Origin of the sequence: Delftia deserti (assembly GCF_042653485.1) — a bacterium.
Lineage (GTDB): Bacteria > Pseudomonadota > Gammaproteobacteria > Burkholderiales > Burkholderiaceae_C > Comamonas > Comamonas acidovorans.
Genome location: NZ_JBHSIH010000001.1, coordinates 5,603,213 through 5,625,521 on the forward strand (window position 1 = coordinate 5,603,213; position 22,309 = coordinate 5,625,521).

At 67.4% G+C, this 22,309-nt stretch carries 19 protein-coding genes; 9 read left to right on the top strand and 10 right to left on the bottom strand.

Features of this window, described 5'->3' with window-relative positions; all coding sequences use genetic code 11:
* Window positions 1–11 precede the first annotated feature (11 nt).
* Window positions 12–2,039, bottom strand: a complete 2,028-nt coding sequence (gene mutL, locus ACFPFG_RS26505) for a DNA mismatch repair endonuclease MutL (protein WP_380108896.1) — start codon at window positions 2,037–2,039, stop codon at window positions 12–14.
* Window positions 2,040–2,203: 164 nt separating this feature from the next.
* Window positions 2,204–2,494 carry a glycine zipper 2TM domain-containing protein gene (locus ACFPFG_RS26510; protein ID WP_232245739.1) on the bottom strand — a complete coding sequence of 97 codons (291 nt, stop codon included), beginning with the start codon at window positions 2,492–2,494 and terminating at the stop codon, window positions 2,204–2,206.
* A gap of 273 nt (window positions 2,495–2,767) precedes the next feature.
* On the opposite strand from ACFPFG_RS26510, the gene ACFPFG_RS26515 reads away from it, so the two are divergent.
* Window positions 2,768–3,418, top strand: coding sequence for a DedA family protein (locus ACFPFG_RS26515; protein WP_043782650.1), 651 nt, complete (start codon window positions 2,768–2,770; stop codon window positions 3,416–3,418).
* Between the two features lie 77 nt (window positions 3,419–3,495).
* Here ACFPFG_RS26515 and ACFPFG_RS26520 read toward each other — a convergent pair whose 3' ends face one another.
* The 3 genes from ACFPFG_RS26520 to tsaE form a co-directional block, all read right to left on the bottom strand.
* Complete coding sequence (locus ACFPFG_RS26520) at window positions 3,496–3,729, bottom strand: glycine zipper domain-containing protein (protein ID WP_197955471.1); 234 nt, start codon at window positions 3,727–3,729, stop codon at window positions 3,496–3,498.
* Window positions 3,730–3,945: 216 nt separating this feature from the next.
* Window positions 3,946–5,418, bottom strand: a complete 1,473-nt coding sequence (locus ACFPFG_RS26525; RefSeq protein ID WP_380108899.1) for an N-acetylmuramoyl-L-alanine amidase — start codon at window positions 5,416–5,418, stop codon at window positions 3,946–3,948.
* Window positions 5,415–5,942, bottom strand: coding sequence for a tRNA (adenosine(37)-N6)-threonylcarbamoyltransferase complex ATPase subunit type 1 TsaE (gene tsaE / locus ACFPFG_RS26530; RefSeq protein ID WP_183020925.1), 528 nt, complete (start codon window positions 5,940–5,942; stop codon window positions 5,415–5,417). Before tsaE ends, ACFPFG_RS26525 begins: the two co-directional genes overlap by 4 nt.
* A gap of 12 nt (window positions 5,943–5,954) precedes the next feature.
* Between tsaE and queG the strand changes: the two genes are divergently transcribed.
* The 4 genes from queG to ACFPFG_RS26550 all read left to right on the top strand — a co-directional run bounded on the left by queG (window position 5,955) and on the right by ACFPFG_RS26550 (window position 11,434).
* Entirely contained in the window at window positions 5,955–7,010 is a 1,056-nt protein-coding gene (queG, locus tag ACFPFG_RS26535; protein ID WP_380108902.1) for a tRNA epoxyqueuosine(34) reductase QueG, read from the top strand.
* Window positions 7,011–7,136: 126 nt separating this feature from the next.
* Window positions 7,137–9,572 (top strand): PAS domain-containing protein, encoded by a 2,436-nt coding sequence (locus ACFPFG_RS26540; protein ID WP_380108904.1) that lies wholly within the window; start codon window positions 7,137–7,139, stop codon window positions 9,570–9,572.
* Window positions 9,496–10,170, top strand: coding sequence for a GGDEF domain-containing protein (locus tag ACFPFG_RS26545; protein ID WP_380108906.1), 675 nt, complete (start codon window positions 9,496–9,498; stop codon window positions 10,168–10,170). Before ACFPFG_RS26540 ends, ACFPFG_RS26545 begins: the two co-directional genes overlap by 77 nt.
* A gap of 226 nt (window positions 10,171–10,396) precedes the next feature.
* Window positions 10,397–11,434, top strand: coding sequence for a helix-turn-helix transcriptional regulator (locus ACFPFG_RS26550; protein ID WP_380108908.1), 1,038 nt, complete (start codon window positions 10,397–10,399; stop codon window positions 11,432–11,434).
* Here the strand turns inward: ACFPFG_RS26550 and speB are convergent.
* On the bottom strand, window positions 11,431–12,501 hold the full coding sequence (speB, locus tag ACFPFG_RS26555) for an agmatinase (protein WP_380108910.1): 1,071 nt from the start codon (window positions 12,499–12,501) through the stop codon (window positions 11,431–11,433). The two genes, ACFPFG_RS26550 and speB, sit on opposite strands and share 4 nt — an antisense overlap.
* A 16-nt stretch (window positions 12,502–12,517) precedes the next feature.
* Window positions 12,518–13,906, bottom strand: coding sequence for a sodium:solute symporter family protein (locus ACFPFG_RS26560; RefSeq protein ID WP_380108912.1), 1,389 nt, complete (start codon window positions 13,904–13,906; stop codon window positions 12,518–12,520).
* Between the two features lie 230 nt (window positions 13,907–14,136).
* Between ACFPFG_RS26560 and ACFPFG_RS26565 the strand changes: the two genes are divergently transcribed.
* Window positions 14,137–15,030, top strand: a complete 894-nt coding sequence (locus ACFPFG_RS26565; protein WP_380108914.1) for a LysR family transcriptional regulator — start codon at window positions 14,137–14,139, stop codon at window positions 15,028–15,030.
* A 21-nt stretch (window positions 15,031–15,051) separates the two neighbouring features.
* Here ACFPFG_RS26565 and ACFPFG_RS26570 read toward each other — a convergent pair whose 3' ends face one another.
* Window positions 15,052–15,960 carry an AEC family transporter gene (locus ACFPFG_RS26570; protein WP_183020918.1) on the bottom strand — a complete coding sequence of 303 codons (909 nt, stop codon included), beginning with the start codon at window positions 15,958–15,960 and terminating at the stop codon, window positions 15,052–15,054.
* A 329-nt stretch (window positions 15,961–16,289) separates the two neighbouring features.
* On the opposite strand from ACFPFG_RS26570, the gene ACFPFG_RS26575 reads away from it, so the two are divergent.
* From ACFPFG_RS26575 to ACFPFG_RS26585, 3 genes are all read left to right on the top strand, one after another.
* Complete coding sequence (locus tag ACFPFG_RS26575; RefSeq protein WP_012206917.1) at window positions 16,290–17,252, top strand: tripartite tricarboxylate transporter substrate binding protein BugE; 963 nt, start codon at window positions 16,290–16,292, stop codon at window positions 17,250–17,252.
* Between the two features lie 76 nt (window positions 17,253–17,328).
* Window positions 17,329–18,312 (top strand): site-specific tyrosine recombinase XerD, encoded by a 984-nt coding sequence (xerD, locus tag ACFPFG_RS26580; protein ID WP_183020917.1) that lies wholly within the window; start codon window positions 17,329–17,331, stop codon window positions 18,310–18,312.
* Between the two features lie 132 nt (window positions 18,313–18,444).
* The gene (locus ACFPFG_RS26585; protein ID WP_380108916.1) at window positions 18,445–19,443 is read left to right on the top strand and encodes a Bug family tripartite tricarboxylate transporter substrate binding protein; all 999 of its coding nucleotides are present in this window, start codon (window positions 18,445–18,447) and stop codon (window positions 19,441–19,443) included.
* A 118-nt stretch (window positions 19,444–19,561) separates the two neighbouring features.
* Here the strand turns inward: ACFPFG_RS26585 and ACFPFG_RS26590 are convergent, their stop codons facing one another.
* Window positions 19,562–20,851 carry an EAL and HDOD domain-containing protein gene (locus ACFPFG_RS26590; RefSeq protein ID WP_183020915.1) on the bottom strand — a complete coding sequence of 430 codons (1,290 nt, stop codon included), beginning with the start codon at window positions 20,849–20,851 and terminating at the stop codon, window positions 19,562–19,564.
* Window positions 20,852–20,909: 58 nt separating this feature from the next.
* Window positions 20,910–22,187: an EAL and HDOD domain-containing protein gene (locus ACFPFG_RS26595; protein ID WP_183020914.1), complete on the bottom strand. Its 1,278-nt coding sequence runs from the start codon at window positions 22,185–22,187 to the stop codon at window positions 20,910–20,912.
* Window positions 22,188–22,309 lie beyond the last annotated feature (122 nt).

The window sequence follows — 22,309 nt, forward strand, 5'->3', positions numbered from 1 at the left end:
GGCGGGGGCTTTCAGCGGCCGCGCAGGAACAGCGCGTCCAGCTCCTTCATGCTCATCTGCCGCCAGGTGGGGCGGCCGTGGTTGCATTGGTCGGAGCGCTCGGTGACTTCCATCTGGCGCAGCAGGGCGTTCATCTCGTCCAGCGTCAGGCGGCGGTTGGCGCGCACGGCGCCGTGGCAGGCCATGGTGGCGAGGATCTCATTGCGCGCGCGCTGCACCACGGTGCTGGCGTCGTGCTGGGCCAGCTCGGCCAGCACGCTGCGCGCCAGCTCCACGGCATCGCCCTGGGCCAGGGTGGCGGGCACGGCACGCACGGCCAGCGTCTTGGGCGAGAAGGGGGAAACCTCCATGCCCAGGGCCTGCAGCGTGTCGCCATGGGCCTCGGCCGTGGCCACTTCCTCGGCCGTGGCGGCGAAGGTGGCGGGAATCAGCAGCGGCTGGCTGGGGATTTGCTCTGCCGCGTTGACGGCATTCTTGAGTTGCTCGTAGACGATGCGCTCGTGCGCCGCATGCATGTCCACCACGACCATGCCCTGGGCGTTCTCGGCCAGGATGTACACGCCATGGATCTGGGCGACGGCGCGGCCCAGGGGCCAGACGGGCTCGTCGGACGCTGCCTGGGCCGCTGCGGGCGATGTTTGGGGCGCAGAGAAATCCGCTGGAGAGGGCTCGGCAACGGAAACAGGCGGGGACTGGACGGCCGGCGCGTAAGCCGGCGGCGCGTAGCTGACGGGGGGCAGGGCCGCAGTGGGCACGGCTGGCTGCTCGACGGCCAAGGCCTGGGCCGGACCTGCAGCCGTTGCGGCAGCGGTCTCGCGCATGGGGGCCCACAGGCCCGCCATATTGCTGACCTTGTGGCCGCCCTGCTCATCGCCAAAGCTCATGCGGGCCTGGGGCCAGGCGGGCATGGATGCCTTGGGCGCCGTGGCCGGCGCTGCCGCAGCTGCGGGCGCAAGCTCGGGCGTGCGCGCGGCCTCTTCGGCAGCCGCAGCGGCTGCTGCGGCGGCACGCGGGGCGGCCAGCGCGTTCTCTATGGCGTGGCGCACGGCCTGGTGCACCTCGCGGCTGTCGCGAAAGCGCACCTCGATCTTGGTGGGGTGCACGTTCACGTCCACGCGCGCAGGGTCGATCTCCACATACAGCGCATAGACGGGCTGCTTGTGGCCGTGCAGCACATCCTCGTAGGCGCTGCGCGAAGCGTGGGTCAACACCTTGTCGCGCACGAAGCGGCCATTGACGTAGCAGAACTGGTGGTCGGGCCGGGAGCGCGCCGCATCGGGAATGCCCGCGCGGCCCGTGACGTGGACGGCACCCGACCAATGCTCCACTGTCACGGAGTTCTGCACGAAGGCGTCGCCCAGCACATCGCCCAGGCGGCGCGCAAGGGCTTCATCCGACATGCTGCCGGCGGCACGCCACTGCTCGACCAGCTTGCCTTCGTGCCAGATGGCAAAGCCCACGTCGGGCCTGGCCAGTGCATGGCGACGCACGGACTCGATGCAGTGGGCCAGCTCCGTGGCGTCGCTCTTGAGGAATTTGCGACGGGCCGGCGTGGAGAAGAACAGCTCCTTGACCTCGACCGTCGTGCCCTGGTTGCGGGCGGCGGGGCGCAGCTCGCCGCTGCGCGCATCGAGCAGGTAGGCCGAGTCCTGGCCTGCAGGGCGCGAGAGGATGGATGCCTCCGACACCGAGCAGATGGCCGCCAGCGCCTCGCCGCGAAAGCCCATGGTGGCCACGGTCTCCAGGTCGTGCAGGTCGGTGATCTTGCTGGTGGCATGGCGGCGCAATGCCACGGGCAGCTCGTCGCGCGGGATGCCGCCGCCGTCGTCCTCCACCGAGATCAGCCGCACGCCGCCGGCCAGCAGCCGCACGTTGATCTGGCGGGCGCCCGCATCCAGGGCGTTGTCCACGAGTTCGCGCACCACCGAGGCAGGGCGCTCGACGACTTCGCCTGCCGCGATCTGGCTGATCAGCTCGTCGGGCAGGTCGCGGATGGGGCGGCGGGGGAGGGTGTCGGAAGAGTGGATGGATGCGTTCACGCGGCAATTCTAGGTGCTGGCATCCACCGCTTCGTGGCTGTGGGAATGGGGTGTGCGATGCCGGCCCCCGAAAAAAAAAGGAGCCGCGAAAGCGGCTCCAAGAGGCGTCCCCGGCAACAAAGGCCGGAGCCGGGGGCACTTCTTGAATGAGGGTGGCTGCAGGGTCAGCGGCGGCGGCCTGCGCGGTCGCTGTTGCTGCCCATCTGGTTGCCGACCAGCGCACCGGCCGCGGCGCCGCCCACGGTGCCCAGCGTGGTGCCGAACAGCGCGCTGCCCAGCACGCCACCGGCCACGGCGCCCACGCCCGTGCCCAGTTGCGCATTGTTGGGACGGTGGGCGCAGCCGCCCATCGCGAGCGCGCCGGTCAGCAGGGCGGCGATGGCCAGGGTGCGGCCCATCGTGGAGCCGGGCTGGCGTTCGGACTTGTGCGCGAAAGTGCGAAGGGTCTTGTTCATGGCTTGCTTCCTTGTGTCTTGGCGATGGTGGTGAGGCCGGGCCGGCATTGCCGACGGCATGGAAGCACTTTGCCTGCAAAAAGCTGACGCACTCATGAGTTTTTCGTAGAGTTTTATCAAGTTGTGTAACAAAACAAGCGTGATTTCAAGCATTTGTAGATTCCTGCAAGCGCCGGTATGTGCGATGGCGTGACCCGCTCCGGCTCGGCCGTGGGGGCATGTCGGCGAAGTACAGTACGGGCCGGTGCGGCGCCCGCCGCGGAGGACTCTCTTTTGGAAATCATTCAGTTCCTGATCGACTTCATCCTGCACATCGACAAGCATCTGGAGGCCTTTGTCGTGGCCTATGGACCCTGGGTGTATGCGCTGCTGTTTCTCATCGTCTTCGTGGAGACGGGCGTGGTGGTCATGCCCTTTCTGCCCGGCGACTCGCTGCTGTTCATCGTCGGCGCGCTGTGCGGCGTGGGCCTCATGGACTATTCGATCGCCTGCACCGTGCTGCTGGTGGCGGCCGTGCTGGGCGACCAGTGCAACTACACCATCGGCCGCTACATAGGGCCCAAGGTGTTCCAGTGGGAGGACTCGCGCTGGTTCAACCGCCGCGCCTTCGACCAGGCCCATGCGTTCTACGAGCGCTATGGCGGCATCACCATCGTGCTGGCCCGCTTCATGCCGTTCATCCGCACCTTTGCGCCCTTCGTGGCCGGGGTGGCTGCGATGAACCGGGGCAAGTTCACTGCCTTCAATGTGGGCGGGGCGATTGTCTGGGTGTTCGGTATCAGCGCAGCCGGCTATTTCTTCGGCAACCTGCCCTGGGTGCGCGAGAACCTGGAGAAGATCATCTGGGGCCTGATCCTGGTGCCTGGCCTGATCGCCATCTTTGGTGCCTGGCGCGCGGGGCGCGCGCCCAAGACGGCTGCCTGAGCTGCCAGCGCACAGAAAAAACCCCTTGCACCTTCATGGCGCAAGGGGTTTTTTCATGGGAGTGGGGGCAAAGTGGATCAGCGGCGATCGTTGCGCTTGCCCACCTCGTTACCGATCAGTGCACCGGCGGCTGCACCGCCCACGGTGCCCAGCGTGCTGCCGAACAGGGCATCCCCGACGACACCACCGGCCACGGCGCCCACGCCGGTACCGATCTGTGCACTGCTGGGGTTGGTGGAACAGCCGGCAGAGAACAGGGCAATGGCTGCTGCGGCGGCAATGGAATAGAGGCGTGTCTGGCGTGTCTTCATGTTCATCTCCTGTGATGGCCTGCCTTGTCGCCGTGAGTGGCGTATGGCGCAAGCACTGTGTGGAACATGTTTGCATGCTCTCATTCAGGGCTTGCGGCAGCGGTAGGAGATCTGCCCGAGCTGGCGCCGGGCGGCTCGGACGTGTCCCGTCTTTGCCGTCCGACAGCGGCTGCGGGCGGCATCGCCCGTGCCCTACGCTCGTGCCTTTTGGCTCTGTCAGACGGAGCGGCTGCGTGCCAGCGGCGGGTTGTGCGCGAAGTAGTTGCGGATGCCGCGCATCAGCGCGTCGGCCAGCTGCACCTGGTAGGCGCTGCTGCGCAGCCGGGCCTCTTCCTCGGGGTTGCTGATGAAGGCGGTTTCCACCAGCACGCTGGGAATGTCGGGCGCCTTGAGCACGGCAAACCCGGCCTGCTCCACGCGCGGCTTGTGCAGCTTGGCCATGTTGCCGATCTCGCCGAGCAGGGCGCCGCCGAGCTTGAGGCTGTCCTTGATCTGGGCCGTGGTGCTCATGTCCAGCAGCATGCGCTGCACATGCTGGTCCTGCGAGCCCATGTTCAGGCCACCGACGATGTCGGACTGGTTTTCCTTGTTGGCCAGCCAGCGCGCGGCCGTGCTGGAGGCGCCCTTGTCGCTGAGCGCAAAGACGCTGGCACCACGGGCGGCCGGCGTGGTGAAGGCATCGGCGTGGATGCTGATGAACAGGTCGGCCTGCACGCGCCGGGCCTTTTCCACGCGCGTGGCCAGGGGCACGAAGAAGTCGGCGTCGCGCGTCATGAAGGCGCGCATGGGGCTGCCGCCGATGCGGGTGTCGTTGATGCGGTCGCGCAGCAGGTGGGCGATCTTGAGCACCACGTCCTTTTCGCGCGTGCCGCTGGGGCCGGTGGCGCCGGGGTCCTCGCCGCCGTGGCCGGGGTCCAGCGCCACGATGATGATGCGGTCGGTCTGGCGCGAGGTGGCGATGTTGGGCGCTGCAATGGGGGCAGGGGCCGGAACGGGCGCAGGTGAAGGGCGGGGCGCCGGCGCCGGGGCGGCTGGGGAAGGGGCCTGTGCCACCACGGCGGGCGGCGCAGGCGTCTTGCCCCCGGAGCCGCTGCTGTGCTGGGCGATCAGGTCGCCCAGCGGGTCGGGGGCTGGCGCCGTGGGGCCTGAGGGGCGTGGCAGCGGCGCCGATGCGACGGCGGTCTCGTCGCCGGACGCATCGCGCAGGCGTTCGCTGATCAGCGCCTCCAGCGGGTCCACGGCCTTGGCGGGGTACAGGTCGAACACCAGCCTGTGCTTGTAGGCCGCCACGGGCTGCAGCGTGAAGACCTGGGGCTTGGCGGGCTGCTTGAGATCGATCACCAGGCGCACCACGCTGGGCGAGTTCTGGCCGACGCGGATGGAGGCGATGTTGGGATCGTCGGAGCGGACCTTGGCCACCAGTTCACGCAGCGCGGGATTGAGTTCGATGCCCTCGATGTCCACGGCCAGCCGCGGGGGCTGGTCCACGAAGAACTGCTTGGCAGCCAGCGGCCGGTCGGACTCTATGGTCACGCGCGTGTATTCGGGCGCAGGCCAGACGCGCACGGCCACGATGGTGGCGCCGTGCGCGATGTGCTGGCGTCCCAGCAGCAGCACGATGGAGCCCGCCTGCAAAAGATTGCGGCGCGACAGGCCGGACGGATAGGAGGAGGAGTTGGCGTCGCTCATGCCTTGAGTGCTTGGATCACGGCGCGTCCGACGGGCGTGCCGGCGAGCAGGGTCACCTGGCGCTGCGTCTCGTCGATTGCTTCGATATGAATAGCTATATCTGCCGCAGGCGTAAGCGCTGCAGCCTTTTCGGGCCATTCTGCCAGCTTGAGACCGGGGCTGGCGAAAATATCGCGAAATCCAGCATCCTCCCACTCGCGCGGATCATCGAAGCGGTAGAAGTCGAAGTGCCAGATGGCCAGGTCCGGCGCCTCATGCGGCTCCACCACGGCATAGGTGGGGCTCTTGATGCGGCCCTGCACACCCAGTGCGCGCAGCCAGTGCCGCACCAGCGTGGTCTTGCCCGCGCCCAGGTCGCCGTGCAGCGTGACGTAGGCGTTGCGCAGCGCGGGATGGGCCGCGAGCTGCTGTGCAAACCGCTGCGTGTCTTCCTCGCTGCCCCATATCCAGCGATGGCCCGCAGTTTCCGCATCCTGCGGCTGGGCGCTTTCTACAATCGAGGGAGTATGTTGTGCAGCAGTCAATTGGTTCCTTTGATGCAAGGCTGGGCCCGCGAGCTGGGATTTTCCCAAATTGGCGTGGCCGGCGTGGATTTGTCTTCTGCGGAGCCGGGTTTGATGCAGTGGCTGGCCCAAGGGTTCCATGGCGGGATGGACTATATGCAGGCCCACGGCCTGCGCCGCGCGCGGCCTGCCGAGCTGGTGCCGGGCACGGTCAGCGTGATCACGGCGCGCATGGACTACCTGCCGCGCGACACGCCTGCCGATGTGCCTGGCGCCTGGCAGGCCGTGGAGTGGGCGAGGCAGCAGCGGCCCGGCGAGGGCATTGTCTCCGTCTATGCCCGAGGGCGCGACTACCACAAGGTGCTGCGCAACCGGCTGCAGAAGCTGGCCGAGCGCATTGCACAGGAAGTCGGCCCCTTCGGGCACCGCGCCTTCACCGATTCCGCGCCCGTGCTGGAGGCCGAGCTGGCCCGGCGCAGCGGCCAGGGCTGGCGCGGCAAGCACACGCTGGTGCTCAACCGCGAAGCGGGCTCCATGTTCTTCCTGGGCGAGATCTATGTGGACCTTGCGCTGGAGCCCACGGCGCCGGTGACCGCGCACTGCGGCAGCTGCGCTGCCTGCATCACGGCCTGCCCCACGGGCGCCATCGTGGCGCCGCACAGGGTGGACGCGCGGCGCTGCATCTCCTATCTGACCATCGAGCATGCGGGCGCCATTCCCGAGGAGCTGCGGCCACTGATGGCCAACCGCATCTATGGCTGCGACGACTGCCAGCTGGCCTGCCCCTGGAACAAGTTCGCCCAGCCCAGCCGCCTGCCCGACTTCGATACGCGCGAGGCCCTGTCAGGCGGGCAGCTGGTGCATTTCTTCGCCTGGGACGAGCCCACCTTCCTGCGCCTGACCGAAGGCAGTCCCATACGGCGCATAGGCCATGCGCGCTGGCTGCGCAATGTGGCCGTGGCGCTGGGCAATGCCTGGCGCGAAACAGGCGACGCGGCATTGCAGCAGGCGCTGGCCAGCCGCGCCGACCATCCGGACGCCCTGGTGCGCGAGCACGTAGCCTGGGCGCTGTCGCAAAGATCGGATTGAGCCGATAAAACCGGGGTGCTTGTATGTGAAACAATTGTTGCGCCCTGTCGGAGTGCCCCCGGCGGCCTGTTGCGGGCCACCGCCCTTGAAGGCGCGGGGTCTGTGTGTCTCAACATGATGTTCGATATGCGCGCAAAGCCTCCCCGCAGCCTGTCCCGCCTACTGAACGCAGAACCGCTGGCCCAGACCGCCGTGGCGGTCTGGGTGGGCGTGTGCTGCGTGCTGCTGGCCACGGTGGCGTACTGGACGGTGCTGGTGGACAGCCACCGAACGCAGCGCAGCTTTACCGAGTCCCAGTCCTGGCTGCGGGTGGGGCAAATGTCGCATGCGGTGTCAGTGCAGGTGCAGACCCTGCTGTCCGGCCTGGACTACACCATGCGCGGCCTGGAGTCCGACTTTGCCGACGGCGATGCCGACGGGTTCCGGCGTGCCGTGCAGACCACGTTCGACGCCTATCCAGCCGGCACCTTCCTGCAGATCGCCGTGGCCGACGAGAACGGGGACATCGTCTACTCCAACCTCCAGCAGGAGGCGGAGACGCGGGCCGCCAAGGTCTCCATCCGAGACCGCGAGCATTTCCAGGTGCATGCCAGCCGCGAGAACATGGGCATGTTCATCGGCCGCCCCGTGCAGGGGCGCGTCTCCCACAAATGGACCATACAGCTGAGCCGCGCGCTGTACCGCCAGGGGCGGTTCTCGGGCGTGCTGGTGCTGTCGCTGTCGCCTGAATACATCTCGAGCTACTTCCAGTCCATCTTCGATGGTGCCCGCGACGTCATCCTGCTGCTGCGCACCGATGGCGCCTACCTGGCGCGCTCGCAGGGGCAGGATGAGGTGATGGGCCGTTCGGTCTCCGATGTGCGCGTGGCGCTGTTCGCTCCGGCCCTGGAGCGCGGCACCTACGAGGCCGAATCGACCGTCGATGGCGTGCAGCGCATGTATGCCTGGAGCCGGGTGGGGGGCTATCCGCTGATCGTCAGTGCAGGACTGGACAAGAAGGCCATCTTCGAGCCGCTGGAGGCTTCTTTGGAGCGCGGCCTGCTGCGCAACGGCATAGGCACGGCCGTGCTGCTGCTGGGCATGCTGCTGACGCTGTGGCTGGCGCGCCAGCGCCAGCTCAGCGAGCGCATGCGGCTGCAGGGTGAGCGGCGCTTTGCGCGGCTGGCGCAGGAGGTGCCGGGCGGGCTGTTCCAGTTCCGCATAGATGCGGATGGACAGTTCCGGTTCCCTTTCACCAGCGCCGGTTTCTTCGAACTGCATGGCGCCAAGGCCGATGCCGCCCGGTTTGCCGACCATGAACTGCTCAAGCGCGTCCACCCCGAGGATTTGCCGGCCCTGGCGACTTCGGTGCGGGCCAGCGTGGACAGCAAGGATGTCTGGGAGCACAAGTACCGCGTCTACGGCCCAGGTGGCGAGCTGCGCTGGCTGCATGGCCATGCCAGGCCTCAGCAGGAGGAAGACGGCTCCCTGCTGTGGCATGGCTATGTGCACGATGTGACGCAGGACCAGGCCATGCAGGAATCCATACGTCACAGCGAGGAACGCCTGCGCCTGACCGTGGGCGCCGTGCGCGACGGCCTGTGGCAGTGGGACTGCCGCAGCGGCCATGTGGAATGGGATGCCCGCTGCTACCAGATGCTGGGCTTCGCGGCTGCGCAGTTCCCCATGAACTACGACGCCTTCTGCGCCATGGTCCATCCCTCGGACAGGGCGCGGATGCTGGCGCTGCTTCAGCGCCATGCCGAGGCCGGGGCTGACTTCCGCGTGGAGATGCGACTGCGCAGCTCGGCCGAAAGCTGGCTGTGGGTGGAGTCGCGCGGCGAAATCACCCAGCGCGATTCCGATGGCAAGCCCGTGCGCATGCTGGGTACGCACACCGATATACAGCAGCGCGTGGAGCAGTCCCGCCTTATCAAGGCCTTGCTTGACCGGGGCAGCGCCCTGATCGTCATGACCGGTCCCCAGCGCGAAATCCTCTATGCCAACGAGCGCGGTGCAGACCTTCGAGATCGAGGCAGACCGGCTGCCCGGCGGCGTGGACTTGCGCGCCCTGCATGTCAGCGACGAGAGCTTCGAGCGCTTCGGCCAGTTCTACGGCCAGCTCAACGCACGCGGCACGGTGCGAACGGAATGGATTTTGCGCATGCCTTCGGGCGCGGGCCACTGGTTCGACATGCAGGGCTCGCTGCTGGACCCCGACGAGGACGACGGTCGCGTCATCTGGACCATGATCGATATCGACGCGCGCCGGCGTGCCGAGACCGCGCTGGCCGAAACCCAGCACCGGCTGGAGGCCATCATCGACCGCTTTCCCGCAGGCATTCTGGTCACCGACGCCCAGGGCCGCCAGGTGCTGGCCGCCAACCGCATGCTGGCGGCCGCGCTGCGGCTGGACATGGCGCCTGCCGCCCTGGTGGGGCTGGGCATGCCGTCGCTGATCCAGCTGCTTCCGCCTTCGGTGGCGGACGTGCTCAGCGCGGGGCCCGTGGCTGGCCGTTCCCTGCATGCGCTGCCCGATGGCCACTATGTGGAGATCGAGGGCATGCAGCTGCGCGACGGTGATCGCTCCATCGGCCACTGCTGGGTCTTCCACGACGCGACGGAGCGGCAGCAGCGCGAATCCCAACTGGAGACCCTGGCGCTCACCGACGCGCTGACCGGCATTCCCAACCGCCGCGCCTTCATGGAGCGGCTGGCGATGGAGCTGGACCATCTGCGCAGCGGACTGGTGGCGCATTCCACGCTGATCATGCTGGACATAGACCACTTCAAGCAGGTGAACGACGGCTACGGCCACGCGGTGGGCGATATCGTGCTCAAGGAGCTGCTGGTCTCGGTGGCGCAGGAAATGCGCAAGGAAGACATGGTAGGTCGGCTGGGCGGCGAGGAGTTTGCCGTGCTGCTGTCCGACACCGACGCCGAGGTGGGCCTGCGCCGCGCCGAAAGCCTGCGCGAAGCCATTGCCGGGCGGGCCATCGATGCGGGCAAGGCCGGAGACCTGCACATTGCCATCAGCCTGGGCGTGTACGAGCTGCAGCGCAGCGATGCATCGGCCCAGGGCTGCCTGGAGCGGGCCGATGCGGCGCTGTACTACTCCAAGCGCAATGGCCGCAACCAGTCCACGCTGTGGAGCGAGCGGCTGCCTGCCATCGCGCGCTGATCCGGGTTGATCCGGGCTGGTGCGGCGCAAAGGCCTAGGAATACACCCCGGTGAATTTTCAGAATCATCCAATGGCCTGATCGGGCCGCAATCCCGAAAATCCTGGGTTCATGCTGCCGCGTGGACCTGCCGCATCTTCCTTGGCCCCAGCACCCGGGTGCGGTCGGCTCTCCGCGCAACCCATCACAAAAAAGAGGCTGCGCGCCGAGCGCAGGGCGAGGAATGTATGACATACAACCGCTGGTCCACGGTGCATATCGCGCCGCTTTCGCGAGCGCAGTTCTGGAGCGATGCCAGCCGCGAGGCGCAGATGCCGCACACGCCTTTGGTCGCGCAGCCCGAGCGCTTCGAGGCCGTGCTGACGTCGCGCGGCGTGGGTGCGGTGGTGCTCAACCGCATCCAGATGGCGGCCGAACATGGCATGGAGCGCCTGCATGCCCATGGCCAGCGCGCAGGCCCGCCCTGCCTGCTGTGCATGCTCTACGCCAAAGGTGGTGCCCAGGTATTCGCACCGGATTTGCCGGATTTGACGGATGTACCGGATGCATCAGCCTCGCCTGAGGAGCCGGGCATGGCGGCTGCTGGCAGCGGGCTGCAGGCGCAACCCGGCCAGCTGTTCCTGCTGGACGAGCGGCGCGGCTACCGCATCTGGCAGAAAGAGGCCGTGGACCTGGTGGTGCTGGCCGTGCCGCTGGCACTGATCGATTCGCGTGGCGGCCTGGCCCCGCAACTGCTGGCACGCAGACTGCCCGACTGTGCATCGCTTCAGCTGCTGGTCCAGCAGATGCAATTGCTGGCTGCGTGGCAGAACCCCTTGCCCGATGCCGAATCCGCCAGGCTGTCCGACTTGGTCATCAACACCTTGAAGACCGTGCTGCAGGCCGGCGCCGACATGGCGATGGCCCGACCCGGTGCGCCCATGCACGTGCTGTTGCGCAGGGTGCGCCAGCTCATCGCCCGCCAGTACCCGGACCCGGCGTTGGGGCCCGAGCGCGTGGCGTCCAGCCTGGGGCTGTCCGTGCGCTCGCTGCAAGCCCAGCTGTCGCGCGAAGGCACCAGCCTCAGCGCCGAACTCATGGCCTATCGGCTGGAGCGTGCCCATGCGCTGCTGCGTGGGACGCAGCCGGGAACGCTGGGCATCGCGGAGATCTCGCAGCACTGCGGTTTCAACTCGCCCGCGCATTTTTCCCGCCGGTTCAGGGCACGCTACGGCAGCACGCCGCTGGGGCTGCTGCGGGATGCGGAGGGCGGGGAGGGTGCCTAGGCAGGCTTGGCGGGGCCGCGCCCGGCGTGGCGTGCGCAGATCAGGCCGAGGATTTCGAACATCATCTGCGCGCCCGCATGGGCGGTGTTGGTGGTGGCGTCGTAGGCCGGCGACACCTCGACCACATCGCCGCCCACGATGTGGATGCCGGCCAGGCCGCGCACCATGGCCTGTGCCTCGCGCACGGTGAGTCCGCCGACCTCGGGCGTGCCCGTGCCGGGCGCAAAGGCCGGGTCCAGGCAGTCGATGTCGAAGGAGACGTAGACGGGCGCATCGCCCACCACCTCGCGTGCGCGGGCAATGATGCCGTCCACGCCCAGCGCGGGAAGCTCCTCGGCGTGGATCACGGTCATGCCCGACTCATAGGAAAACTCCCAGAGATATTCGGCTGCGCCGCGTATGCCGATCTGAATGGTCCGCGTGGGGTCGAGCACGCCGTCCAGCACGGCCTGACGAAACGGGCCGCCGTGGTGGAAGCGGCTGCCGTCGAAGGGGCCCCCGGTGTCGCAGTGGGCGTCGAAATGCACCAGGGCCAGTGGCCGCTCGCGGCCCAGTGCGCGCAATACGGGCAGGGTGATGGAATGGTCTCCACCAGCGGCCAGCGGAATCACGCCGGCCGCATGGATCTTCGCGAAGGTCGACTCTATGTCGCGGTGCGACTGCTCCAGGCTGTAGCGGCTGGACAGCGGCACGTCGCCGATGTCCGCCACGCGCAGCTCGCGCGTGGGAGCGGATCGAAGCACATGGTTGTAGGGGCCCACGCGTTCGATGGAACGCAGGGCCCGGGGGCCGAAGCGGCAGCCGCTGCGGTTGCTGATGCCCAGGTCCATGGGCACGCCGATCAGCGCGGCCTGGAGGTCGCCGAAGTCCGGATGGCTCCAGTCCATGGGACGCATGGGCGCGTCCAGCAGCGTGGGCATGCCCGCATAGGGCGCGCTGCGCGTGCCGCTGGCGTCGATGATGTGGGCCGCCACGGCGCGGAAATGCGGGTCGTGGATCACGGACTCGTTGTCCCCGCCGAAGCGCGCACGCAGCGCGGCCAGCCTGTCTGCAGTAAAGAGGGTCATGGGTGTGTCCCTTGGTTCAGGATTGGATGCCCGACAGGGAGCGCTGCTGCGTGCGCTGCGCCAGGCTGATGAGGATGAAGCTGGCCGTGCTCACGGCCAGGCTGGCATAGATGGGCGTGTTGGCGGCCAGGCCGTCCCTGACCATGAAGGCGACGGCCGTGGCGCAGCCCAGCAGCATGCTGGCGATGGCGCCCGCCGTGGTGGCCCGGCGCCAGTAGATGGCGCCGATCAGCGGCACCAGCATGCCGCCCACGAGCAGGTTGTAGGCCGTGGTCAGGGCATTGAGCACATCGTCCACCACCAGGGCGATGCCGAGCACGGCCAACCCCACCAGCAGCGTCAGCAGCCGGTGCCAGCGCACATCGACCAGCGGCCGGCCGCCCCGCAGCAGGGGCACGAGGTCCTCGGCCAGCACGGTGGAGCCGGCCAGCATGGCGGCGCTGGCCGTGGACATCATGGCCGCCAGTGCGGCAGCGATGACCAGGCCGCGGATGCCGTCCGGCAGGCTGGCCTGCACGATGGCGGCAAAGGCATTGTTGGCGTTGTCCAGGTCCGGAAGCAGCACGCGCGCTGCCATGCCCACCAGGGCGCCGACCAGCCCGTAGACCACGCAGTACAGGCCGGCAATGCTGCCCGCCACGGCGGCCACCCGTTCGCTGCGGGCCGTGAATACGCGCTGCCACACGTCCTGGCCGATCATGATTCCGAAGAAATAGATCACGAAGTAGGTGGCGATGGTGTCCCAGCCGATGTGGGTGACATCGAAGCTGGACGCCGGCAGTCGCGCCACCAACTGGTCCCAGCCGCCGACGCGGTACAGGCAGATGGGCAGCAGGATCAGCATCAGGCCCGCGGTCTTGATCACGAACTGCACGATGTCCGTCAGCGTCAGCGACCACATGCCGCCCACGGCCGAGTAGATGACCACGACGCCCCCGCCCACCAGGATGGAGATCCACAGCGGCAGGTCGAACAGCACCTGCATCACGGTGCCGATGGCGATCACCGACGTGGCCGCCAGCATCAGCGAGTAGGCCAGCATCACCAGGGCGCTGGCCTGCTTGGTGCGGGCGCTGTAGCGCCGCTCCAGCACCTGGGTCACGGTGCAGATGCGCAGCCTGAGCAGGGGCTTGGCCAGGAACAGGTTGAGTACCAGCAGGCCCGCGCCCAGCGCCGCGCACAGCCAGAATCCGGAGATGCCGTACACATAGCCCAACCGCACCGTGCCCACGGTGCTGGCGCCGCCTATCACCGTGGCGGCCATGGTGCCCATGTACAGGCCCGGCCCGAGGTTGCGGCCGGCCACGAGAAAGTCCTCCTGCGTCTTCGCGCGGCGCATGCCGTACCAGCCCAGCAGCAGCATGGCTACCGCGTAGATCACCACGACCGAGATATCGAGCAACATGGTTTGTCTCCCTTTTGTTGCGGCCCTGTTGGCAGGGGCCTCTTGAAACAGCGGTATCCGTGGAAGTGAATTCCCTGGCCCGCCCCTCTTGTTCTGTATTGCAGTCCCTCTTTGTTCAATCCAGATGTGCTGCAACAGCCGTGGATGCTAGACAGCAGCCCGGATTGCATCCATTTCAAGTTCCATTTACAAACATCGATAAGAATCGATCTTTCCCGAGTGAAAACCCCATGCTCCATACCGTTTCAGACCTGGATCTGCGGCTGCTGCGCGTGTTTCTGGCCATCGTCGATGCGGGCGGCGTGTCGGCGGCGCAGGCCAGCCTTGGCGTAGGCCAGTCCACGCTCAGCAGCCAGCTGTCCACGTTGGAGACGCGCCTGGGATTCAGCCTGTGCGAGCGTGGGCGTGGCGGCTTTCGCCTGACGGCCAAGGGCCGGCGCTTCGTCGATATGGCTCGCACGGCCCTGCAGGGACTGGAAGGCTTCAGTGCGCAGGCACGCAACATGCACCGGCAGCTGGTCGGCAGCCTGGCCATCGGCCTGATCGGCAATGCACCCATGGAATACAACGCGCTGATGGGGCGGGCCATACAGCGTTTTCGCCAGCGCGACGAGGCCGTGCGCCTGTCGGTGCTGGTGCGCGGGCCGCGCGAGCTGGAGGAGATGCTGCTGCGCGACGAGCTGCAGGTCGCCGTGGGCTATTTCCTGCACCGCGCCCCGGCGCTGGAATACACGCTGCTGTTCAGCGAAAGGCAGGTGGCCTATTGCAGCGTCAGCCATCCCTTTGCCGCACGCGCGGGCCGCATCGGCGCGCAGGAGGCGGGCGAGGCCGACTGGACCTGGCGCACCTATCCACTGCCGCAGGCACCGCTGACGGGGCGCCCGCGCCATGTCACCTCAGAGGCGGACAACATGGAGGCGGCCGCCATCCTCATCCTGTCAGGCGCCCACCTGGGCTATCTGCCCGAGCACTATGCGGCGCCCTATGTGGCTGCCGGCCTGCTGCATGCGCTGGACGAATCCCTCTTCAGCTACGACGTGGACATCACCCTGGTGGCCAGGAAGCGCGCACGCCAGGACGACATCACGGCCGCGTTCACGGACGACATGCGTGCCGTGCTGTAGGGGAGCCGTGGCACAGCGGCATCAGAACTGCAGCAGGCTCAGCGCAAACGGCAGGCTGAGCACGCCCAGCAGCGTGGACAGCGTGACCAGCCCCGCCACATACGAGCCGTTGTAGCCCATGCGTGCGGCCAGCACATAGCATGACGATGCCGTGGGCAGGGCCGAGAAGGCCATGAGGATCAGGGCCTGCGCACCGCTCAGGCCAAACGCCCGCACCATGGCATAGGCGATCAGCGGCTGCACCAGATGCCGCACGGCCAGCAGGCACACGGCCAGCAGCTTGCCGGCGGCCAGCGCGCCGAACTGCATGCCGGCGCCGGCCGACATCAGGCCCAGCGCGATGGAGGCTGCGCCTATGCGGGAGATCGACGGCTCGATCAGCGCCGGCAGTTTCAGCCCCAGCGCGCTGAACACCAGGCCCGACAGCGTGCCCACGATCAGCGGATTGCGCACCAGCTGGCCCAGGAAATGCTGGTTGCTGCCGCGCGCCATGGGCCAGACGGCCGCGATATTGCACAGCGGCACGCTCACGCCGATCAGCACCGAGATGAACAGCAGGCCCTCAGGCCCCGCCAGCCGGCTGGCCAGCGCCAGGCCGATGAAGGAGTTGAAGCGAAACGCCACCTGCACGGCGCCCGCATGCTCGCGCACATCGATGCGGCCGCGCAGGCCGGGCCACCAGGGCAGGCTGTAGGCCAGGCCGATGCCGACCAGGGCCGCACACACGCCAGCGGCCAGCAAGTGGGAGGTGGCACCCCAGTCCACCGGGCTCTTGACGATGGAGTGGAACAGCAGCACCGGGAACAGCAGGTAGTACACCAGCGCCTCCACTGCCTGCCAGACCGTGCGGTTGAGCTGTGTGAAGCGGCACAGCACGTAGCCGAGCACGATGAGCGAAAAATCGGGGAAGAGCAGCACGGCGTAGTTCACGGGGGCAGAGCATAAGCGCAACCCCGCAGTCGCACGGCCGGGGTGGCGGCAGGGGCGGGATGGCCTACGGGTAAACACCGGGAAATCAGTGCTGCGACAAACTGTGACAACCGGGCCCCGGGCCTTAGCATCGCTGGGGTCCACACAGCCGATCCGAAAGCGCAGGTCCTGACGACCGTCAAGCGCGCAGCGGGCTCCAGGCCCCACCATGGCTGTTCCGTGGCAGCGTTTGCGAGCCTTCATTTCGCAGACCATCCATCCGCAGGCACGGCCTTGCGGATGTCCATGAAACCTTCTTCGTCAACACGACCCCCAAAAGGAGATCTTGTATGAATCGTCGCAGCTGGATGGGCCTGACCCTGGTCCTCGCAAGCACCGGAGCCCTGGCCCAGGCCTATCCCACCAAGCCGATCAAGCTGGTGGTGCCCTTCGCCCCCGGTGGCACGACCGACATCATCGCCCGCGTGATCGCCGAACCCCTGACCAAGGAACTGGGCCAGCCCGTGGTGGTGGACAACCGCGGCGGTGGCGGCGGCGTGATCGGCGCCATGGAAACCGCGCGCTCGCAGCCCGATGGCTACAGCCTGGGCATCGCCACGGTCTCGACCACGGCGACCAACCCCGCGATCAACCCCAAGATCTCGTACAACACGCTGACGGACTTCACGCCCATCATCAACGTGGCGGCCACGCCCAACGTGATCGCGGTGAACCCCAAGTTCCCCGCCAAGGACTACAAGAGCTTCGAGGCCGAACTCAAGAAGTCCCAGGGCAAGTACTCCTATGCCTCCTCGGGCACGGGCGGCATCCAGCACATGCTGATGGAGCTGTACAAGAGCCTGACCAACACCTTCGTCACCCACATCCCCTACCGCGGTGCGGGCCCGGCGCTCAACGACGTGGTGGCGGGCCAGGTGCCCATGGTGCTGGACAACCTGCCCTCGGCCCTGCCGTTCATCAAGGACAACCGCCTGGTGCCCATCGTGGTGGCCGCGCCCCAGCGCCTGGCCGTGCTGCCCAATGTGCCCACCTTCAAGGAAGTGGGCCTGGAGCCGGTGAACCGCATGGCCTACTACGGCATCCTGGGCCCCAAGAACATGCCCAAGGACGTGGTGGACAAGATCAACGCCGCCGTGCGCAAGGTGCTGCAGGACCCCGCCGTGCGCAAGCGCATCGAGGACACGGGCTCCCTGGTCATCGGCAATTCGCCTGAAGAGTTCGCCAAGCAGATCAAGGACGAGTACGAGACGTACAAGAAGGTGGTTGCTCAGCAGAAACTCACGCTGGAGTAAGCACCGCCTTGAGCGGTTGGCTCAGAACCCGAGGCTCCTTGCGGACCTCGGGTTTTTTCGTTGTAGGCTTGACGGGATGTCCCAAGTGCCTGTTGCTTCCATCGCCTCCCCATCGGCTGCCGAAGCCGAATCTGCTGCCGATCCGGCATCCTGGCCGGCGCCGCTGCCTGCCAGCCTGGATGCGCTGGACCTGTTCATGGATGCGCTGCTGCTGGAAGACGGGCTGTCGCGCAATACGCTGGCGGCCTATCGCCGGGACCTGACGGCCTGGGGGCGGTGGCTGGCGCACCAGCGGCCGCCGCTGGCGCTGGATGCGGCGGGCGAGCTGGAGCTGCAGGGCTATTTCGCGGTGCGCGTGGAGCAGACCAAGGCCAGTTCTTCCAACCGGCGGCTGACGGTGCTGCGCCGCTACTACCACTGGGCGCTGCGCGAGCAGCGCATTGCCGCCGATCCCACGGTGCGCATGCTTGCGGCCCGGCAGCCCCCGCGCGTGCCGCATACGCTGACGCAGGCCCAGGTGGAGGCGCTGCTCAGGGCACCCGATGTCGATACGCCGCTGGGCCTGCGCGACCGCGCCATGCTGGAGCTGATGTATGCCAGCGGCCTGCGCGTGAGCGAGCTGGTGGATCTGCCCGTGCATGGCATCGATCTGCGCTCGGGCGTGTTGCGCGTGACCGGCAAGGGGCAAAAGGAAAGACTGGTGCCCTTCGGCCAGGAGGCGCATTGGTGGCTGGAGCGCTACCTGGCCACGGCGCGTGGCGCCATCCTGGGCGGACAGCGCAGCGACGCGGTCTTCGTGACCCAGCGCGGAGCGGCCATGAGCCGCGTGATGTTCTGGGTCATCGTCAAGCGCTGCGCGCAGGTTGCCGGCGTCACGGCACCGCTGTCGCCGCATACGCTGCGCCATGCCTTCGCCACCCATCTGCTCAACCATGGCGCAGACCTGCGCGTGGTGCAGATGCTGCTGGGCCATGCCGACATCTCCACCACCACCATCTACACCCATGTGGCGCGCGAGCGGCTCAAGGCATTGCACGCTTTGCACCATCCGCGTGGTTGATTGTGTGTGGATGGTTCGCCGGTTTGGGTGTCTCTGCTGTTGAAACCGTCGAAGTGGCAAAGCCTGTCCCGGGGATATGTGCTTTGCACAACAATCACCGCCGTGTTCGATGTGTTTTCTGCGGAGTTCTCGATGACTGATTTCCTGCGCCGGCATGTGCTGGTGACTTCCATGCTGGCGGCGGCGGTGGCTGCCGCGGCCCTGCCGATGTCTGTTTCGGCTGCCGATGCGGCCTGGCCCAGCCGGCCCATCCGCGTGGTGGTTTCCTACCCGGCCGGCGGCGTCAGCGATGTGGTGGCGCGCGCCCTGGGCGAGAAGCTGGCCGCCCGCCTGGGCCAGCCCGTGGTGGTGGACAACAAGGCCGGCGCGGGTGGCGCCATCGGCCTGGACCTGGTGGCCAAGGCCGCACCCGATGGCTACACGCTGGGCTTTTCCTCCATCAGCCCGCTGACGCTGAGCCCGCACCTGGGCAAGCCGCTGTTCGATCCGCAGCGCGATCTCGTGCCCGTGACCAGCGTGATGTATTCGCCCGTGCTGCTGCTGGGCACGGCCCGCTCCACGGCGACCGATTTCAAGGCACTGGTGGCGCAGGCCAAGGCCCAGCCCGGTGAAGTCCGCTGGGCCACGGCCGGCCTGGCCTCGCTGGGCCACATCATGCTCGAGCAGATCATGTATGCCTCGCAGGCCAGGATCACGCACATTCCCTACAAGGGTGGCGGCCAGCAGCTCAATGATGGCCTGAGCGCGCAGTTCGAGGTGCTGTCCACCAATGCCGGCCCGGCCGTGCTGCAGCACATCAAGGCGGGCAAGTTCAAGGCCCTGGCCGTGGGCGCCCCCCAGCGCCTGGAGTCGCTGCCCGGCGTGCCCACGCTGGCCGAGCTGGGCTACAAGAACGCCAACATGACTTCGGTGTTCGGCATCTTCGCGCCCGCAGGCACGCCCGCGCCCGTGCTGCAAAGGCTCAATACCGAGATCAACCAGGTGCTGGCCCAGCCCGACATGCGTGCCAAGCTGGAGGCCACCGACAACGTGGCCACGGGCGGCAAGGCCGAGGACTTCGCACGCCAGATCGAGGCCGAGTCTCAGTCCAACGCGCGCATCATCCGCGCCGCGGGCATCCAGCTGAACTGACCACCGTGGCGCCGGGCGCCCACGCAAAAAGGGCTTGCAGCCGTGACGGCTGCAAGCCCTTTGTTCTGGCGCCTTGCGTGCGGTGCGCGCCCAGGCCGTCCAGGCCCGTCCAGGCAGTTCAGGCCGTGGGCTCGTCCGCCGTGAGGTTGTCGGCCCAGGCCAGGGCCTGCAGATGCGCCCAGTTGACCTGGTGGTTGGACAGCTGCAAGGAGTTGGCGGCGCGCGCAAAGCCTTCGTCGTCACCGCTTTCGCAGGCGCGCGTCAGCTCCAGGAAGGGCGCGAACACGCCCTTGTTGTGCACCAGCGCATCGATCACGGGCTGGGGCAGGGCGATGGATTCCAGCGCCTTTTCCATGGGCTGGCCCAGCATCACGTCCAGCAGCGAGAACACGCCGACCACGAAGGCGTTGTCGCACTCCTCGGGCGAGAGCAGCTCGGCCGTCAGCAACTCCATCAGGCGGCCGCGGACCACGGCGGTCTGGCCCACGGCCGGTGGCGTGCCGCCCGCGCGCGAGGTGGTCAGCAGCAGCGCTGCCCAGCGGAACAGCTTCTTGAGGCCCAGGATCATCACCGCGTGGCGGAACGAGGTGATCTCGCAGGACAGGCCGAATCCCGAGGAGTTGATGAAGCGCAGCAGGTTGAAGGACAGCGTGGGGTCCTTCTTGAGCAGGGCTTCGATCTCGTCCGTGCCGGCCTGCTGGCGCACCAGATTGATCAGCTGGATGATGGTGGCCTGCGTGGGGCGGATGGTGCGCGCCTGCACGAGTTGCGGCTGGGCGAACCAGAAGCCCTGGAACAGCCGCACGCCCAGGTCGCGCATGCGCTCGAACTGCTCGGAGGTCTCGACCTTTTCGGCCACGATCTGGGCGTTGGTGTGGGAGCGCGCGAACTTCACCAGGGTCTCGGCATCGGCCAGCGCAAAGGTCTGCATGTCCAGCTTGATGAAGGCGGCCGCAGGCAGCCAGCTGGCATAGGCGCGGCGCAGCAGGTGCTGGTTGAAGGCCAGGCGGAAGCCGCGCTGGCGCAGGGCCTGGAAGGTGGGCAGGCGTTCCTCGATATCGGCTGCCGTGGCGTTCTCGCCCAGCGTGGGCACCTCCAGCACCACCTTGTCGGGGTGGATCAGCTCCAGGTGGCCGCCGGCCAGGCTGTCATGCGTGCAGTTGATGAAGACCGTCTTCTTGCCCACCAGCGCTTCGGCTCCCGCATACGACAGCGCGTTGAACAGCAGGGCGGCATCGGAGGCCGCCGTGTGCGCATGCTGGGCTGTGGAGCGGTCGAAGAGCTCATAGCCGAAGACATCGCGCGCCTCGTTGACGATGGCCTGGCGCGCAATGACGGCCACCTGTCCGTCCTCCACCCCGGCTGGCAGGGGGGGCGGCGGAGCGGAGGAGTTGTCGTTGGTAGTCATTTGGAAGCTGAAAAAGATGAAGGAGCGGCGGCGTTCAGTTGCATCCTATAGCTTATGGCTATAGAGAGCTGTCTGCCAGTTGATCGGTCCAGGCCAGGGCCTGCAGATGGGCCCAGTTGATCTGCTGGCTGCTCAGGCGCAGTGCGCCTGCGCTGCGGTTGAAGGCTGCGTCGTCGCTGGCTTCGCAGGCCTGGGCCAGGATCAGCAGCTCGCCCAGCACGCCTTCATGGCGCAGCACGGCGGCGGAGACGGCATCGGGCACGGGGATCAGGCTCATGGCCACGTCCTGGGGCAGGTCCAGCATGCTGCCCAGCAGCGAAAAAATGCCGACGACGAAGGCCTGGTCGGCGTCTTCCTCGCTCAGCGATTCCTGGGCCAGCAGCTCCATCAGCCGCCCGCGGATCACGGCGGTCTGGCCGATGGCCGGCGGCGGCCCGCCGTTGCGCGATGCGGTCAGCAGCATGGCTGCCCAGCGGAACAGCTTCTTGAGGCCCATGAGCATCACGGCCTGGCGAAAGGAGGTGATCTCGCGCTGCACGCCGAAACCCACGGAATTGATCAGGCGCATCAGGTTGAAGGCCAGGCCTGCATCCTTCTTGAGTACATCCTCGATGGCATCGGTGCTGGCCTGCTGGCGCACCAGATTCAGCAGCTGGACGATGCTTTGCTGCGAGGGTGACAGCAGCTTGGTGCGCACCACCGTGGGCCGCGCGAACCAGAAGCCCTGGAACAGCTCAATGCCCAGGCGGCCGACCTGCTCATGCTGCTGGGCGCTTTCCACCTTCTCGGCGATCAGCTCGGCGCGCGTGTGGCGGCCGGCGAAGTTGACCAGCACGGCCAGTTGATCGGGTGCCAGCACGGACAGGTCGAACTTGATGTAGTCGGCCAGGGGCAGCCAGGCCGCATAGGCGGACTCCAGCACCGTGTGATTGAAGGCCAGGTTGAAGCCGCGCGCGCGCAGATTGCTGAGGATGGGCAGGCGGGCCTGCACCTCTTGCTGTGCGGCCAGGCCCAGCGGCGGGATCTCCAGCACCACCTTGTCGGGATTGAGCAGCTCCAGATGCCCGCCGGCCAGGCTTTCATGCGTGCAGTTGACGAACATCAGCTTGGTGCCGACCAGATCCTCCTCGCCGGCATGCGACAGGGCCGTGAACACCAGGGACACGTCCGAGGCCGCCGTATGGTCCGGGTAGGCGCGCGAACGGTTGAAAAGCTCGTAGCCGATGATCTGCTGCACCCCGTTGACGATGGCCTGGCGCGCAATCATTCCCCGGTCTGTGGACGCGGGGCTGGCCGCAGGGGCATCGTTGAAGAGATGGACAGGCAATTCGGTCATGGAGTGTTCGGTCAAGGAGGCACGGGAAGCAGCAGATCTGATTGTAGGAATGTTCTGAATAAATATGCCGACAGGCAGTGTCTGCTGGGACAAGTCCGATTGCGGGGTCGGACCCATCCTAG

Excerpts from the sequence above, each read along its gene's own strand:
- ACFPFG_RS26510 (WP_232245739.1), bottom strand. The coding sequence starts at position 2,494 with ATGAACAAGACCCTTCGCACTTTCGCGCACAAGTCCGAACGCCAGCCC.
- ACFPFG_RS26520 (WP_197955471.1), bottom strand. The coding sequence starts at position 3,729 with ATGAAGACACGCCAGACACGCCTCTATTCCATTGCCGCCGCAGCAGCC.
- ACFPFG_RS26525 (WP_380108899.1), bottom strand. The coding sequence starts at position 5,418 with ATGAGCGACGCCAACTCCTCCTCCTATCCGTCCGGCCTGTCGCGCCGC.
- queG (WP_380108902.1), top strand. The coding sequence starts at position 5,955 with ATGCAAGGCTGGGCCCGCGAGCTGGGATTTTCCCAAATTGGCGTGGCC.
- ACFPFG_RS26540 (WP_380108904.1), top strand. The coding sequence starts at position 7,137 with ATGCGCGCAAAGCCTCCCCGCAGCCTGTCCCGCCTACTGAACGCAGAA.
- ACFPFG_RS26550 (WP_380108908.1), top strand. The coding sequence starts at position 10,397 with ATGACATACAACCGCTGGTCCACGGTGCATATCGCGCCGCTTTCGCGA.
- speB (WP_380108910.1), bottom strand. The coding sequence starts at position 12,501 with ATGACCCTCTTTACTGCAGACAGGCTGGCCGCGCTGCGTGCGCGCTTC.
- ACFPFG_RS26560 (WP_380108912.1), bottom strand. The coding sequence starts at position 13,906 with ATGTTGCTCGATATCTCGGTCGTGGTGATCTACGCGGTAGCCATGCTG.
- ACFPFG_RS26565 (WP_380108914.1), top strand. The coding sequence starts at position 14,137 with ATGCTCCATACCGTTTCAGACCTGGATCTGCGGCTGCTGCGCGTGTTT.
- ACFPFG_RS26575 (WP_012206917.1), top strand. The coding sequence starts at position 16,290 with ATGAATCGTCGCAGCTGGATGGGCCTGACCCTGGTCCTCGCAAGCACC.
- xerD (WP_183020917.1), top strand. The coding sequence starts at position 17,329 with ATGTCCCAAGTGCCTGTTGCTTCCATCGCCTCCCCATCGGCTGCCGAA.
- ACFPFG_RS26585 (WP_380108916.1), top strand. The coding sequence starts at position 18,445 with ATGACTGATTTCCTGCGCCGGCATGTGCTGGTGACTTCCATGCTGGCG.
- ACFPFG_RS26590 (WP_183020915.1), bottom strand. The coding sequence starts at position 20,851 with ATGACTACCAACGACAACTCCTCCGCTCCGCCGCCCCCCCTGCCAGCC.
- ACFPFG_RS26595 (WP_183020914.1), bottom strand. The coding sequence starts at position 22,187 with ATGACCGAATTGCCTGTCCATCTCTTCAACGATGCCCCTGCGGCCAGC.